18 protein-coding genes, 1 other RNA gene and 1 other annotated feature are annotated in these 14,713 nt (G+C 37.0%); of the genes, 13 read left to right on the top strand and 6 right to left on the bottom strand.

Annotation, left to right across the window (positions count from 1 at the left end; genetic code table 11):
* Nucleotides 1-129 precede the first annotated feature (129 nt).
* The 6 genes from HMPREF9257_RS04550 (at nt 130) to rpmA (ending at nt 3,858) form a co-directional block, all read left to right on the top strand.
* Nucleotides 130-1,152, top strand: coding sequence for a rod shape-determining protein (locus HMPREF9257_RS04550; protein WP_006418483.1), 1,023 nt, complete (start codon nt 130-132; stop codon nt 1,150-1,152).
* Between the two features lie 17 nt (nt 1,153-1,169).
* Complete coding sequence (gene mreC / locus HMPREF9257_RS04545) at nt 1,170-2,147, top strand: rod shape-determining protein MreC (RefSeq protein WP_006418360.1); 978 nt, start codon at nt 1,170-1,172, stop codon at nt 2,145-2,147.
* Nucleotides 2,144-2,692 carry a rod shape-determining protein MreD gene (gene mreD, locus HMPREF9257_RS04540; RefSeq protein WP_245526825.1) on the top strand — a complete coding sequence of 183 codons (549 nt, stop codon included), beginning with the start codon at nt 2,144-2,146 and terminating at the stop codon, nt 2,690-2,692. The genes mreC and mreD overlap by 4 nt, the downstream gene beginning before the upstream one ends.
* 97 nt (nt 2,693-2,789) lie before the next feature.
* Nucleotides 2,790-2,862 (top strand) — a sequence feature (ribosomal protein L21 leader region).
* A gap of 37 nt (nt 2,863-2,899) precedes the next feature.
* Nucleotides 2,900-3,208, top strand: coding sequence for a 50S ribosomal protein L21 (gene rplU, locus HMPREF9257_RS04535; RefSeq protein ID WP_006418178.1), 309 nt, complete (start codon nt 2,900-2,902; stop codon nt 3,206-3,208).
* Nucleotides 3,208-3,549 (top strand): ribosomal-processing cysteine protease Prp, encoded by a 342-nt coding sequence (locus HMPREF9257_RS04530; protein WP_006418565.1) that lies wholly within the window; start codon nt 3,208-3,210, stop codon nt 3,547-3,549. Before rplU ends, HMPREF9257_RS04530 begins: the two co-directional genes overlap by 1 nt.
* Before the next feature lie 18 nt (nt 3,550-3,567).
* Nucleotides 3,568-3,858, top strand: a complete 291-nt coding sequence (gene rpmA, locus HMPREF9257_RS04525) for a 50S ribosomal protein L27 (RefSeq protein ID WP_006418182.1) — start codon at nt 3,568-3,570, stop codon at nt 3,856-3,858.
* Nucleotides 3,859-3,981: 123 nt separating this feature from the next.
* Here rpmA and HMPREF9257_RS04520 read toward each other — a convergent pair whose 3' ends face one another.
* Together HMPREF9257_RS04520 and HMPREF9257_RS04515 are read right to left on the bottom strand one after the other, a co-directional pair.
* Nucleotides 3,982-4,158: a PspC domain-containing protein gene (locus HMPREF9257_RS04520; RefSeq protein WP_006418280.1), complete on the bottom strand. Its 177-nt coding sequence runs from the start codon at nt 4,156-4,158 to the stop codon at nt 3,982-3,984.
* A gap of 11 nt (nt 4,159-4,169) precedes the next feature.
* A complete protein-coding gene (locus HMPREF9257_RS04515) occupies nt 4,170-4,349 on the bottom strand; it encodes a PspC domain-containing protein (RefSeq protein ID WP_006418140.1) in 180 nt (59 codons plus the stop codon).
* A gap of 256 nt (nt 4,350-4,605) precedes the next feature.
* Here HMPREF9257_RS04515 and HMPREF9257_RS04510 point away from each other — a divergent pair, with 256 nt between their 5' ends.
* The 4 genes from HMPREF9257_RS04510 (at nt 4,606) to HMPREF9257_RS04495 (ending at nt 8,274) form a co-directional block, all read left to right on the top strand.
* The gene (locus tag HMPREF9257_RS04510) at nt 4,606-5,988 is read left to right on the top strand and encodes an MATE family efflux transporter (RefSeq protein ID WP_006418215.1); all 1,383 of its coding nucleotides are present in this window, start codon (nt 4,606-4,608) and stop codon (nt 5,986-5,988) included.
* Between the two features lie 15 nt (nt 5,989-6,003).
* The gene (locus HMPREF9257_RS04505; RefSeq protein WP_006418405.1) at nt 6,004-6,942 is read left to right on the top strand and encodes an LCP family glycopolymer transferase; all 939 of its coding nucleotides are present in this window, start codon (nt 6,004-6,006) and stop codon (nt 6,940-6,942) included.
* A 132-nt stretch (nt 6,943-7,074) separates the two neighbouring features.
* Nucleotides 7,075-7,737 (top strand): hypothetical protein, encoded by a 663-nt coding sequence (locus tag HMPREF9257_RS04500; protein WP_006418194.1) that lies wholly within the window; start codon nt 7,075-7,077, stop codon nt 7,735-7,737.
* 12 nt (nt 7,738-7,749) lie between these two features.
* Nucleotides 7,750-8,274 (top strand): GNAT family N-acetyltransferase, encoded by a 525-nt coding sequence (locus HMPREF9257_RS04495; RefSeq protein WP_006418216.1) that lies wholly within the window; start codon nt 7,750-7,752, stop codon nt 8,272-8,274.
* A 108-nt stretch (nt 8,275-8,382) separates the two neighbouring features.
* On the opposite strand, the gene HMPREF9257_RS04490 is transcribed toward HMPREF9257_RS04495, so the two are convergent.
* Nucleotides 8,383-8,736 carry a hypothetical protein gene (locus HMPREF9257_RS04490; protein WP_006418607.1) on the bottom strand — a complete coding sequence of 118 codons (354 nt, stop codon included), beginning with the start codon at nt 8,734-8,736 and terminating at the stop codon, nt 8,383-8,385.
* A gap of 203 nt (nt 8,737-8,939) precedes the next feature.
* Here HMPREF9257_RS04490 and HMPREF9257_RS04485 point away from each other — a divergent pair, with 203 nt between their 5' ends.
* The 3 genes from HMPREF9257_RS04485 to HMPREF9257_RS04475 all read left to right on the top strand — a co-directional run bounded on the left by HMPREF9257_RS04485 (nt 8,940) and on the right by HMPREF9257_RS04475 (nt 12,602).
* On the top strand, nt 8,940-10,127 hold the full coding sequence (locus HMPREF9257_RS04485) for an acetate/propionate family kinase (protein ID WP_006418263.1): 1,188 nt from the start codon (nt 8,940-8,942) through the stop codon (nt 10,125-10,127).
* A 174-nt stretch (nt 10,128-10,301) separates the two neighbouring features.
* On the top strand, nt 10,302-10,829 hold the full coding sequence (pyrR, locus tag HMPREF9257_RS04480; RefSeq protein WP_006418539.1) for a bifunctional pyr operon transcriptional regulator/uracil phosphoribosyltransferase PyrR: 528 nt from the start codon (nt 10,302-10,304) through the stop codon (nt 10,827-10,829).
* A 306-nt stretch (nt 10,830-11,135) separates the two neighbouring features.
* Entirely contained in the window at nt 11,136-12,602 is a 1,467-nt protein-coding gene (locus tag HMPREF9257_RS04475) for a C69 family dipeptidase (protein ID WP_006418501.1), read from the top strand.
* Nucleotides 12,603-12,774: 172 nt separating this feature from the next.
* Here HMPREF9257_RS04475 and HMPREF9257_RS09230 read toward each other — a convergent pair whose 3' ends face one another.
* From HMPREF9257_RS09230 to HMPREF9257_RS04465, 3 genes are all read right to left on the bottom strand, one after another.
* On the bottom strand, nt 12,775-13,050 hold the full coding sequence (locus HMPREF9257_RS09230; protein WP_006418548.1) for a hypothetical protein: 276 nt from the start codon (nt 13,048-13,050) through the stop codon (nt 12,775-12,777).
* A gap of 59 nt (nt 13,051-13,109) precedes the next feature.
* Nucleotides 13,110-13,298, bottom strand: a non-coding RNA gene (ssrS, locus tag HMPREF9257_RS08970) — 6S RNA.
* Between the two features lie 95 nt (nt 13,299-13,393).
* Complete coding sequence (locus HMPREF9257_RS04465; RefSeq protein ID WP_006418474.1) at nt 13,394-14,668, bottom strand: replication-associated recombination protein A; 1,275 nt, start codon at nt 14,666-14,668, stop codon at nt 13,394-13,396.
* Nucleotides 14,669-14,713: the final 45 nt, after the last annotated feature.

Genomic DNA, 14,713 nt, shown 5'->3' with positions numbered 1-14,713 from the left:
GGCAAAAATTTTCAAAAATCAGTAATGTTATGTATGGTTACGTTATCGTAAATGTTGATATGTAAAGCCTTGTTAAGTTATGTAATTTTGGGTATAATTTATCGAGTACTGTAAAGGGGAGGAAATCATATGGGATTCTTTGGTAAAAATAAAATCGCCTTAGATCTTGGCTCTAGTAAAACAATCGTCTATATTAATCGTAAAGGTATTGCTTTAAAAGAACTTTCACTTCTTGCAGTGAATCAAAATAAGCCAAATGACCTTGTCTTTGGAACAAAAGCATTTGAATTACAAGGCAAAACGTCTTTAGAATATAAGCTTGTTCAACCTATTATTCAAGGACGTATTCATAATTATAATTATGCTAAGCAAATGGTAGCCTACTTCATAAAGGCGGCTATTAGACAAATTGGCTCTCGGCCTGAAGTTGCGATTGCCTTGCCTAGTAGCCTATCGCAGGTTGATCAGAAAGCCTATGAAAATCTTTTAAGAGATATTGGTATTAGTCGAGCAATGATTATTGATGCCCCTTTTGCTGCGGCTTTAGGTGCAAATTTACCTGTTTATGATCCTAAAGGATTTCTCCTTGTGGATATAGGTGCTGGTCTGATCGATGTGGCTTTAATTTCATATGGTGAAATCATCGCTTCTTATAATTCCAATTTCGGTAGCCAAGCTTTAAATGAATTAATTGTGAGTCGTGTTAGGGATGAACACCATTTATTAATTTCACAAGACACAGCTGAAAAACTAAAACATGACTTAGGTAATGCGGCCCTGACTGATTCAGATAAAGAAGTCAATCTACTTGTTTCTGGTAATGAGCTCAGTACTGGTTTGCCGACAGAGCTGAAGATTAGTATTGAATTGGTTGCAAAATGTGTAGATCAATGGGTTGAACAGTTAGTCTTAAGTATTCGAAATGTCTTACGGTTTGCACCTCCTGAATTAGCTGGGGATATTTTACAAACGGGAATTGTCTTAACCGGTGGAGGTGCCCAGTTGAAACGATTACCAGAGAGGTTATTCCAAGCTCTAGCAATTCCTACAAATTTAGCCCCCAATCCCGTCGATGCAGTGATTCTAGGAACAGGAAAGCTATTAAGGAGCATGGATAAAGAATCGAAGGCTGCAGAAGTTAGCCATCGTTAATCAGAAAGAGGATAGATATGTTTGATAAAAAAAAATTGATTGCTTTACTTTTGTCTGCTTTAGCAATCATCTCATTAATCGCTTATTCCATTTCAAAGGGAAGTCACAATCTTGTTTCAACTGCTGTGAATGACACGGGTGCCTGGATTGGTCGGCTTTTTTCTGAGCCAGTCAATATGGTAGTGCAATTCGCAGATTCATTGGATAATTTAATTAATACTTTTGATGAAAACCAAGCTTTAAAAGAGAATATCGATCAAATTAATGAACTTCAAGTCCGTGTGGCAGACTTAGAAACTGAAAATGAAAAAATGCGACAAGAATTAGATTTAAAAGAAGTCTTATCCAATTATGAAGTGATTAATGCGACCGTTATTTCACGTAATCCGGATCAATGGGTTGAAACAATGATGATTAATGTAGGGTCTCGTGATGGAGTCGAGAAAGATATGGCGGTTATGGCAGGGAATGGATTAATCGGTCGCATCCTCGAAGTTAATCCAAATTCATCGAAGGTCTTATTACTAACATCTCAACAGAATAATGATGGTATGGTGGCAGCTCGAATCCAGACCAAAGATGAGTCTTCTTCTGCAAATGGTATTATCTCATCTTATGATGCTAAAACCGGTTATTACCATATGACTCAAATTAATCCGAATGCCAAAATTGCAGCTGGGGATATGGTGATCACATCTGGTTTGGGTGGGGTTATCCCGTCGACTTTACTGATTGGTAAAGTGGTAGAAGCTCAAATGGACGCTTATGGTTTATTCCAAGAAGTAACCGTAGAACCAGCGGGTGAAATGACAGATATTCGTTTTGTCACAGTAATCAAACAGCAAACAGGCACCGAAGGTATGAAATTACCTGAAACAGAATCGGCATCTTCGAGTGAGGCTGAGAGTGAATCTCAAACGGATGGAGATGAATCTGAAGCTAGTTTAGTGGAAGATTCCGAATCGACCGACGAAGGGCAGAGTGGTCAGGAATGAAGATGACAGTAAATCGGTGGCGGCGGTTAAATTGGATGATTCCGATCATTTTAATTATAACGAGTCTCATTGATAATGCCTTGCCAGCTATTTTTCCGACTGCTTTTATTACACCTAATCAAATTATAATTTCGCATTTAACGCTTTATTTTATTATTTTATTTGCCTTTTATTTTAGAGACTCATATATTTTACCATATGCATTCGTCTTTGGTTTATTTTATGACTCTTACAATACCAATTTACTGGGTCTCAACGCGACTTTATATTTGGTCATTGCTTATATTATTATCAAGGTAAAACGTTACCTTCCTAAAAATGGTCTAATTCACGCCATGTTATTCATTGTCTTTCTAACCCTACAAGATTTTCTGGTATATCTTTTCTATTTAGAATTAGGCATTACGAGTCATAGTATTATTGATTTTATTATTATGCGGCTCGCCCCGACTTTAGTCTTTAACCTTGTAGTTATGATTCTATTATTTTTCCCAATTAAAGGGATCTTACGCTGGTTGGGTTACGAAGAGTACATTGTATTTTAATAAAATTTATATAATAATTCAGAATATTCAAAACAAATGCATCTTTGGCTTGACGGCTAAAGGTGCATTTGTTATAATTCTAATGTTGTATTTGTGCACCCATCTGCAACCGCTCAGAGAAAGTTTCTAAGAGTTCTAAACCACTTTTAATGGCGAGTCTCGGTGTCAGAATGTAAATTCTGTAAAAAAATAATAGGAGGTGCTTGAATGTACGCAATTATCAAAACAGGCGGAAAACAAGTTAAAGTTGAAGTTGGCCAAACAATTTTTGTTGAAAAATTAGAAGCTAAAGCAGGAGACAAAGTGACTTTTGATCAAGTTGTTCTTGTAGGTGGCGAAGATACTAAGGTAGGTACACCTTTAGTTGAAGGCGCAACTGTTGAAGCGACTGTTGAAAAACAAGGTCGCGGTAAAAAGATTACTATCTTTAAATACAGACGTCGTAAAGATTCTCATTCTAAACAAGGTCATCGTCAACCATATACTAAGTTAACCATTAACGCGATTAATGCCTAATGATTAATATTCAAATTGCCAGTAACCACAAGGGTCAAATCCAGTCTTTAGAAGTTAGCGGACATGCTGGTTTTGCTGAGGCAGGAGAAGATATTGTGTGTGCTGCGGTTTCGAGTCAGTTGATTTCAATCGAGAATTCCCTACAAGCCTTGTTAGAAATTCCGGTTACAAGTCAAGTTGATGAAATAGAGGGTGGCTATTTGAAGTTAGACATCGCTGAGACAGGTGAGAAAAGACGTGACCAGGATGGTCAGCTGCTTTTACGACACTTAGTTTTTGCATTGGATGTGCTAGCAGAAAATTACCCCGAATATATAAAAATTAAACAATTCCAGAAATAACACAGGAGGTGCAAGAATATGTTGAAATTAAACTTACAATTATTTGCTCACAAAAAAGGTGGCGGATCTACAGCCAACGGTCGTGATTCAGAATCCAAACGTCTAGGCGCTAAAGTAGGCGACGGTCAATTTATCTCTGGTGGTTCAATTATTTACCGTCAACGCGGTACTAAAATCCATCCAGGTACTAACGTAGGACGTGGTGGCGATGATACTTTATTCGCAACCATCGATGGTGTGGTTAAGTTCGAACGTAAAGGCCGCGACAAAAAACAAGTGAGCGTTTATCCAGTCGCTCAAGAAGCATAATAAATTTCATTATAACCGACCCGAGATTAATCTTGAGTCGGTTATTTTTTTGTGCATTTAAAGACGGGACGAGGCTTTTTGCCTAATCCCGTCTTTGACTTGAAGTGTAATTTGATGAATGAATTATTTTTGATTAGGTATAAATAAAGCTGCTATAAAATATAGAGCGAGATTTGGAATGAAGAGAACACATAAAACACGGATTAAGGTAGAATCCATATTTAAGTATTCGGCTAGGCCACCACAAACGCCTAGGAGCATGCGGTCATTGCGTGACCGGTAGAGATTAGGTCTTTTCATGGTTTACCTCCTTATCGTGGGTCTTCAGGAATAATCAATGCTAACAAGAAATAGATCACTAAATCCGGAATAAAGAGCACACAAATTACACGAATTATGGTTGGATCAATATCAAAATATTCTGCTAGACCACCACAGACACCAAATAATATACGATTTGTTTTGGACCGAAATAATTTTTTAGGGGTCATGAGAAATCCTTCTTTCATTTTTCTTTATAAATATTTTATCACATTCTAGTTAAAATAGATTGTGAAAATTAGATTTAAGTAAACCTTTTCTGTATTTAAAATAAAGTTGTATTTTTATCAAGAAATAATCAATATAATTTGGTATAAATGTCTATATAGCCGATGAGATAAAAATATAACCATGAAAATCAGTAACATTTTAGCTTTTTAATCGCCTTTTAGAAAATAAAGCCATATAATGGTAAAAGGTGATTAAATGGAATTAACTAATAATAAACAATCTTATATAACAATCGGTCCAATTAACCAAATCATTATGACCATTTCGGTTCCATTAATGATTAATAATTTGGTGCGAACACTTTATAATCTGACAGATGGTCTCTTCGTGGCTCAAATTTCCGCTGAAGATTTTGCGGCAACGGCCTTCGTCTGGCCCCTCAACTTTCTCTTTATCGCAATTGGAATGGGGATTGGGGTTGGAGCAACCGCAATTATTGCTCAGTTTTTAGGCGCCAAACGAAAAAATTATGCCCAACATTATGCGAATAATACCTTAGTGTTAACTTTTCTAGTAGGTTTGGCCGCCTGTTTAATTGGGATTATCTCGGCTCCCACTATGTTACGTTGGATGCAAGCCACGGGCACTTTATTTGATAAGTCTTTAGCCTATCTAAGAATTAATTATATCGGACTCTTTTTTGACTTTTTATACTTTGGCTATCAAGCTATTTTAAATGCTCAAGGCAAAACCAAAACAATAACAACTATCTCCTTTATATCTTCTTTAACCAATGTACTTTTAGATCCTTTCTTTATCTTTGAGAGACTCCCTCTTTTGGGACTTCCAGGTTTAAACATGGGAATCCAAGGGGCGGCATGGGCGACCGTTATTTCGAAATTTTTATTATACGTCCTAGCCTTTAGGATTAGTCAGAAAGAATCAGAATTTCCTGTATCCATGCGACAAAATCGGTTTGATTTGCAGGTTGTCCAGCATATTACCAAAGTAGCAACGCCAACTGCAGTCGGCTATGGTGGATCAGCCCTTGGTTTTACTGTCTTAAATGGCTTGATAGCAGGTTACGGGACAGATACTTTAGCGGCTTATTCTATGGTTAACCGGATAACTGACATTATTACTCAACCTCAAATGGGAATTGGAGGGGCTTTAACCTCAATTATTGGTCAAAATATGGGGGCCCAAGCTTACGATCGGGTTAGAGCTTTCTTTAAACGGGCTGTTGCTATAGTTTTATCAATTTCTTTTGTTGCATCGCTTTTAGTTCTATTATTCCAAGAACCCCTCCTGAGTATATTTATCAAACAAGATGCATCGGTTGAGCTTTGGATGCAGGCTAAAGAATACTTAGCTTATACAGCCTTTATTATTTTCTTTATGGGTTTATTCTCGATTTTTAATGGTTATTTCCAAGGATGTGGTAAAACCAAATACGGTATGTTCATGGAAATTGGTCGGCTTTGGTTATTACGCCTACCCGTTATTTGGGTATTGGGTGAAATGACTAGTTTGGGGTCTACAGGGATTTGGATCGCCATGCTCGTATCAAATGCAGGTGTTTGTCTTTTTGGTTATTATATTTATAAGACCCGTGATTGGACACAAACGACAGTTTAAAATTGGAGGAATATTATGAAATCTAGAAGTGAACGACATCATAAACGTCATAAATGGCCATGGACGATTGCATTCTTAATTCTAATCGCTGTACTAGGTGTATATAGTTTAGTAAATAGTCAATTATTAGCAAATCCAGTTCCAACTCAGACTATGGCGGCAGTCAAAAACGAACCGCCAAGAGTTACGCTATCTGATAAGGATAAAGGCTTAGTACCTTTTTCTATCCTGCTTTTAGGAGTAGATACAGGAGATCTAGGTCGTACCGAGCAGGGACGCTCTGATACCATGCTTTTAGCAACCATTAATCCAGAGACAAAAATAACAAATCTGACATCTCTTCCTAGAGATACCTATGTGCAAATTCCAGGACAAGAGGGGATGGACAAGCTTAATCACGCCTACGCCTATGGGGGTGAAGATTTGGCCAGTCGGACAGTAAAAGACTTATTGGATATTCCAATTGATTTTTTCATCACAGTAAATATGGAAGGGCTAGAAGAAGTTGTTGATGCGGTAGGAGGTATAGATATTACCCCTACTTCCACTTTTGACCAAGACGGATATAGTTTTGTTGAAGGTCAAGCCATTCATTTAGATGGGCAAGGAGCTTTAGCTTTTGCTCGAAATAGGGATGATACAGGTGGTGATTACGGTCGCCAAGGTAACCAACGGATTGTAATCATGGCTATTCTACAATCTGCGTTAGAAATAAAAAATCCAATTAAATACTTGGGGTTAATGAAGAGTTTAAAAAATAATATTCAAACCAATTTAAGTATCAAACAATTAATGTACTTGAATGATCACTACCGACCTGCAATTAGCCAAGTAAATGAATATCAGTTAAGTGGTCAAGGGCAAACGATTGATGGTGTTTCTTATGAAGTATTAGATGAAAATACTTTAGCTGAGACTCAGGTGCGGTTAAAGACTGAACTTGGGCTTGACTAGACCTAAAATTTTTTAGAAAAATACTTTTAAATAAGTTAATGTTGAAAAACACAAGGATACTATCTAGAGACTTCCTAGAAGAAAATAAGAAAATGAAAAGAGGATTTACTGGTGTATCAAGAGTGGCTAAAGATGGAACAATTTTATTACTGGCATTTCGCGGTGATGTTGATTATTGGATTAATTGCATTTTTGTTGGTAATTTCGACTGTTTCACATATAAAAGTTTCTAAAACCGCAAAAAGAATTTTACAAACTTCCTGTATAGTCTTACTCCTTGTAGGGGCCTATTCTGCTTATGGTTTTACTAAATATGGTGATTTAATTAATAAAACCGGTGGCCTAAACGCTGCAGTAAGACAATATAAACGGACTTTTTTTATGATGGATTTTCCTTATTCAGCTACAGAGAAGTCAGCCTATAGTATCGCTTTGATTCCGCAAGTATTTGAGAAGACAGATTTATATATAGCCAAAGAAAAAAGCCAAGACATCGAATACCTTGGTAAAAACCCCCAAGGGGTCTACTATTTTAAAATTCAAGATCGAATTTATTCTGCTGGTAAACGCTGGATTGAGTTTACTGATAAAGTAGATCAGCCGCGGCGGGTGGGTAAAGTCTATTACCTTAATGATAATCAATTTCAAAAAATTGGGTTTAATGAAAAATCACGGGTGATGTTGGAGAAATACCAAATTCCGATCCAATTAAAAAATAAGACGTCTGATCGTGAGATTGAGGACCAGGTTTTTGAAAATAAAACAACTATGATTCAAGGTTGGATTTCCAAGTAGGGAGGCCATCTTATGTATGTACGTCCAGCAAAAACTGAAGATTTACATTCTATAATGGATATTATTGCGAGTGCTCGTCAGCTTTTAGCCCAGGACGGATCAGACCAGTGGCAAAATGGCGAAGGCCCAAATGAAGAGATTTTGAAAGCAGATATTGATAAGCAGTGGTGTCAACTATTAATTCATGAGAACAAGATTATTGGGACCGCGACTTTAATGACAGAAGCGGATCCTTTCTATCAAGAAATTTATGTGGGCCATTGGCTGTATCCTGACCAACCCTATACAACCATCCACCGTTTGGCCCTGGATCCTTCAGTTAGGGGGCAGGGAATAAGCAGAAATTTCGTCAGCCATTTACTGACCTTATCGCTTAATCAAGGCTACCATTTTGTTCGAATTGATACTCATCCTAAGAATCGACGCTTACAAGCATTGGCTGCTAGTTTAGGTTTTATTCAGTCTGGGATAATTTATGTGGCAGAGAAACCAAAGGGCTTAAGATATGTTTATGAAAAAGCTTTAGAGAATAATTAAAAAAATAGAGGGGGTTGGGCAAAAAAGCCCAACCCCCTCTATTTTTTAAAATTTATATTTCTGTTTATTTGTGTTAACTGATGTTTGATCAATTCCACCTATTAAGGATTATAAAATATCATTCAGGCGGGTTCTGATGGCTTCTAATTGTTGTTCACCCAGATCATTTCTTTCCCGAATTGCAGGATCAAGATCGTAAAGCCCATTAATATATTGATTGACTAGTACCGTGTGGTCATGGAGAGATAATTGAAACTTAAAATCATTAATAAATTGATGGGCTGTTTCAAACTCTTCTTGGGAAATTAGTTGGTCTAAGTATGTATCGTAAGGTAAAACATTCCCGTTTTCATCCTTGATTTTTCCCAGCTCTGCCTGATCATTATCTTTGGTAAGAATTTTTTTTAAGACATCTCCTAAAGATTTTGAATGGTCAAAAGTAAATGTATCTTTAAAAGCCATAATTATCCTTCTCTCTAAAGAAATTCTATTGTTATTCTACGCTAAAGAAAGATAAAAGCCAAAGGTTATTACATAGATTAATAGATTTTATAAGAAAATAACAAGCCTTTTTTATGGAAAGGCTTAACTTTTACTGCACAGAATAGGAAAAATCTGTATAATATAGAGTATGTAAGATTAAAAATAAAGGAGCGTATGTCTAAATGACAAAAACATTTGCAATTAACGCAGGATCTTCTAGTTTAAAATTCCAACTTTTTGAAATGCCGGCTGAAACCGTCATCGCTAAGGGCCTTGTAGAAAGAATTGGAATTGGTGACTCTATCTTCAAAATTGAATACGGTGATGACCAAGAATTTAAAACGGTGGAAGATATTACCGACCATGGTCGTGCAGTTGAAATCTTATTTGAAAAATTAAAAGAATTCAAAATCATTGAAGATTTAGAAGAAATTACAGGTGTGGGTCACCGGGTTGTTGCTGGGGGCGAATTCTTTAAGGATTCAACCGTTGTAACTGAAGATGTAATTAAAAAAGTTGAAGAATTGGCAGAATTTGCGCCACTTCATAATCCTGCTGAAGCATTAGTGATGCGTGAATTCCAAAAACGCTTACCAAATGCGCATATGGTTGCTGTTTTCGATACATCCTTCCATACCACTATGCCAGCGGTAAATTACTTATATAGCTTACCTTATGAATATTATGAAAAGTTTGGAGCTCGTCGTTATGGGGCGCATGGTACTAGCCATCGTTATGTTTCACGTCGTGCTGCAGAAATTGTAGGTAAACCGATCGAAGAGCTTAAAATTATTACTTGCCATCTAGGAAATGGTGGTTCTATTACTGCCGTTGATGGTGGTAAATCAATTGATACTTCAATGGGCTTCACTCCATTAGCTGGGATTACTATGGGAACACGTACTGGTGATATTGATGCTTCATTAATTCCTTTCTTAATGGATAAATTAAATATTACGGATGTTAATGAAATGATTAATATTTTTAATAAACAATCTGGTTTATTAGGTATTTCAGGTGTTTCTTCTGATATGCGGGATGTTGAAATAGCTGCTTACGAAGGAAACGAACGTGCTCAATTAGCGCTTGAAATTTTTGAAAATCGGGTTCAAAAGTATATTGGTCAATATATTGCGGCCATGAATGGTGTAGATGTGATTGTCTTCACGGCTGGTATTGGTGAAAACTCTAAAGAAGAACGGGAAAATATTCTTAAGGGCATTACTTGGTTTGGTATTGAACTTGACCCAGATCGTAATGACACTCGTAAAGAAGCGATTATCTCAGCTGATAATTCTAAAGTTACAGTAATTAATATTCCTACAAATGAAGAAGTCGAAATTGCCCGTGATGTTGAACGTTTAAAATAGAAATTTATCATCTTTAAACAGTCATTATTGACTATAAAAACACGAACCAGAAAAGGGCAGAGCATTGAGTCACTTCTCTAATAATTATTGAGAAATGAAATTCAAAATACAGCCTCATCTTGTCTAGGTTCGTGTTTTTTATCGATTGATTCTATTTGTGAAAGGAGGATATTCATGGAAAGACAGATAATGGAACAAGTTGCTTTAGATAGGACTTTAAAGCGGATTGCTCATGAAATTTTAGAACGCAATAAAAGCACTGATAATTTGATATTGGTCGGAATAAAAACACGTGGTATTTATCTAGCCCAGCGCCTAGCTCTTAAAATTAAAGAAATTGAAGGCGTAGATATTCCACTAGAGAGCTTAGATATTACCTTTTACCGTGATGATTTGAGTCAAAAACAAGCTGAGCCCCGCATTAAGTCAATTAACTTTTCGCAAAGTTTGACGAATAAACGGTGTGTGATTGTTGATGATGTCCTGTATACGGGTCGGACGGTTAGGGCTGCCATGGATGCCTTAATGATGCATGACCGACCCGCTAACATTCAATTAGCTGTCCTAGTGGACCGTGGTCACCGCGAATTACCGATTCGTCCGGATTACATTGGAAAAAATATTCCTACTGCAAGAAGTGAACGGGTAGAAGTACGCTTAACCGAGGTTGATCAGGATGAACGGGTTGTCATTGTAAATTAAACTTAATTAATAACCCTTAAGAAAAGGTGGTTTCTGAAGTTACTTTTTTGGGTTATTTTTGTTTGAACAAATCATTAGAATGTAATGAAAACGCTTATAATAAAATGAAAACGCTTATAATAAAATGAAAACGTTTTAAGAATTAGATATGAATTTTCAAAGTTTTTATCAAAATCTTTATTTTTGTATTATAATATAGCCAGATTAGCTTGGTAAATTTTTTGGGAGAGAAATTGACAAGTGAACGCTTTAGAATAAACAAGTTTTATCATAGTAATAAATAATAAAGAAAAGGAGTTATGGAGAATGAAAAAACTTGTTAGTTTGATGTCAGGATTGGGCTTGGCCCTCTTGTTGTCGCAACCAGCACTAGCTTGTACTGGGGTTTATGTTGGTAAGGATTTAACTGAAGATGGTTCTACGATCTTTGGTCGGACTGAAGATTTGGAAACAGATCATAATAAGACTTTCGTTGTTTTCCCTGAAAAGGATAACGAAGAAGGTGCTATGTTAGAAGATGTGAATGGTTTTAAATATGAATTACCTGAAAAATCTTTCAAATATACTGCTTTACCTGATACCACACCAGAATATGGTGAATATCATGAAGCAGGTTTCAATGAATTTGGGGTGATGATGGATGCTACGGTTTCTACCTATGTTAAGGAAGAAATTTTAGCTGTTGACCCATTACTTGAAGATGGTTTAGCTGAATCAGCTATTACCAACCTAATTTTGCCACACGTTAAAACCGCCCGTGAAGGGGTAGAAATGTTAGCTAAAGTCATCGATGAAAAAGGTGCCGCTGAGGGCAACTCTTTGATTATTGCTGACCAAACTGAAACTTGGTATATCGAAATTGTTTCTGGTCATAACTATGCTGCAATCAAAATGCCAACGGATAAATTCGTTGTTTTCCCTAATGCATTCTTTATGGGTGCCATTGATGTAACTGATACAGAAAATGTGATTGCTTCTGAAAACTTAGTTAAAACCGCTGAAGAAGCGGGCACTTTAGTTAAAGATGGTGAAATGATTAAAGTAGCTGCTTCTTATGGCGAAAAACCAACTGAAGGAACTTATTCTCGGTATTGGGCAGGGGTTAACCGCCTTAACCCAACTGAAGAAGTTGACTTAGAAATGGAAGAATATCCTTTCTATCATACTACCGATGAAAAGATTTCAATTGATGATATTTTTGCTTTCCAACGTGATCGTTTCGAAGATACTGATGTAAAAGCAGTTGATGGAAAATCATCTTCTACAGGTAATCCTGAAGAAGAAGCTGCCGCAGCTGAAGGTGAAGTAGTGAAAGAATTATATCCAATTGGTAACCAAAATACGATGGAAGCTCATATCTTCCAAGTCCGGGAGGATATGCCAGCTGAATCTCCAGCTATTATGTGGTTAACAATTGGTTCACCATTGGCTTCACCATACCTACCATTCTTTGCTAATATTACTGATACTGCTGAAGCTTATAAGGTAACCACAAATGAATATGACGAAAATTCATATTATTGGGTAACTAATAAGATTCGTGAAGCTGTCCTAGCAGATGAAGACAATGTTAAGATGGCAGTTCGTGAAAAAGTGAATGCCGAAGAAGAAGCAACCTTAGCTGAAATTGATGATATCGTGGCTCAATTAAATGAAAAATTTGCAGCGGATCCAGAAGATGCTGCTAAATATGTGACTGACACTACGATTGAAAAAGCTAATAAAGCTTTTGAATTTATCAAAGCTTTACAAGATGAATTTGCTAAAGAATAAAATTTTCAGACTAGTGATCCTAGTTAAGCCTAGTCTAAAAATTAATTGATTCTTTAAAAAAGAGAGACTGAGTTTTTTAATACTCAGTCTCCTTTTTAGTTAAATGCTTATGGGCAAAGTGAGAAGTGCTTGGAAATGTAATTCCTATGGTGGATATGGATAAAAGATAAACCTATAATTTCCTACTTAACATAAAATACAGAATCGGCATTAAAGAAAGAGAAAGTAGGATGGCAATAAAGACCACACCCAAGGCAATTTGAATCTGATCACTTAAGGTCGCCCAATTAATAACCAAACATAATATGAGAAAAATAGCAGCATAAATGCTTAAGCCTAATTTGTTTTTGAGGCTAAATAATTGTTGCAAGCTAGAGGCTTTTATCAGAACAAATATCCCTATAAAACCCAAGAGCAAGGCGAAGAGAAATAAAGCAAGTTTTAACATGAATGATACCTCCGGTTCGATTTTACCGATTAAAAAAGCCAACCCGAGGGTTGGCTTAAAAAGAATCCGATGATGCCGTCTATGTACATATATGTACTGAACCTGTAAGTATATACAGGTGGGCTCCACATTTATAGGTCTTGACATCCAAAGTTTCATTGGCTCGTCATTGTTACAAAATCATAGGATCCCTTGATTAGAAGTGTTCGGTCCACACGATATATGAACAACGCACATCTCAGACGCTTTTTACTGTTTATAGTATAGCATGTAGCAATTAACTTGTAAAGAATATTGGTTTAAAGGTTATTCTAATAATAAAGAAAACTCTTTCAGCAATATTCTATTGACTTTTTTTTGCTTGAATATTTTGGTAGATTTGAACCAATTTTTCTTCATAACTACTATTAGGATCAGTCTGAAAAAATTCCTTATTAAGGAGGTTCTGAGGGAGGTAATCTTGGACGACATAATGACCAGGGTAGGCATGGGGGTACTTATAATCAGTCCCACGACCTAGTTTACTGGCACCTTGATAATGGCTATCTCGCAAGTGGTCCGGCACGGATCCCGTTTGACCGGCATGAATAGCAACCATAGCGGCATCTATTGAAGTGATAGCAGTATTTGATTTGGGACTTAAGGATAATTCAATGGTGGCAAAGCTCAAGGGGATTCTGGCTTCGGGTAAACCCAGCTTTTCAGCAGCATTGATGGCTGCGACAGTGCGCTCAGTGGCTTGGGGATTACCGAGCCCAATATCCTCATAAGCAATGACTAGGAGGCGGCGGCAAGCAATGACAAGTTCGCCAGCTTCAAGTAAGATTGCCAAATAATAAAGAGCAGCATTGACATCTGAGCCACGAATTGATTTTTGTAATGCCGAGATCACATCATAATGGGCATCTCCATCCCTATCATGGGTTAAACGTTTATGTTGCAAACATTCTTCCGCAATTGCCTGACTGATAACAATCTGTCCTTGGTCATTCTGTGGGGTAGATAAGACCGCTAATTCTAAAGCATTTAGAGCCGAGCGAATATCCCCCTGGGTAACATGGGCAAAATGTTGTAAGACATCACTACTGATAGAGACATTATACTTACCCAGGCCATTTTTTTCATCAGTTAAAGCTCTTTGTAAACCTAAAACAATCTCCTCACTAGAGAGGGGCTTGACTTCAAAAATTTGGGCACGACTGCGAATGGCAGGATTAATTGATATATAAGGGTTTTCGGTGGTGGCTCCAATTAAAATGAGACGACCACTTTCTAGGTGGGGGAGGAGAAAGTCTTGTTTTACTTTATTCAGACGGTGAATTTCATCCAGCAGTAAAATTAGGGTGCCGGACATTTTAGCTTCTTCGACCGCAATTTCTAAGTCTTTTTTACTATCTGTGGCAGCATTTAGTTGGCGGAAAGCGTAGTGGGTTGTTCCAGCTATGGCAGTGGCAATACTGGTTTTACCTGTACCTGGGGGTCCGTATAAAATCATGGAGGTTAAACGGTTGGCTTGAACCATTCTGCGAATGATACGACCAGGTCCAACTAAGTGTTCTTGGCCCAAGACTTGGTCGATATCTTGCGGCCGCATCCGGTAAGCTAGGGGTTGTTGCATTTTAGAATCCCTCATTTCTTTATCTAAAGATAGTATACATGATTT

Source organism: Eremococcus coleocola ACS-139-V-Col8 (assembly GCF_000183205.1).
Lineage (GTDB): Bacteria > Bacillota > Bacilli > Lactobacillales > Aerococcaceae > Eremococcus > Eremococcus coleocola.
This window is presented reverse-complemented; position numbering and strand designations above follow the sequence as displayed.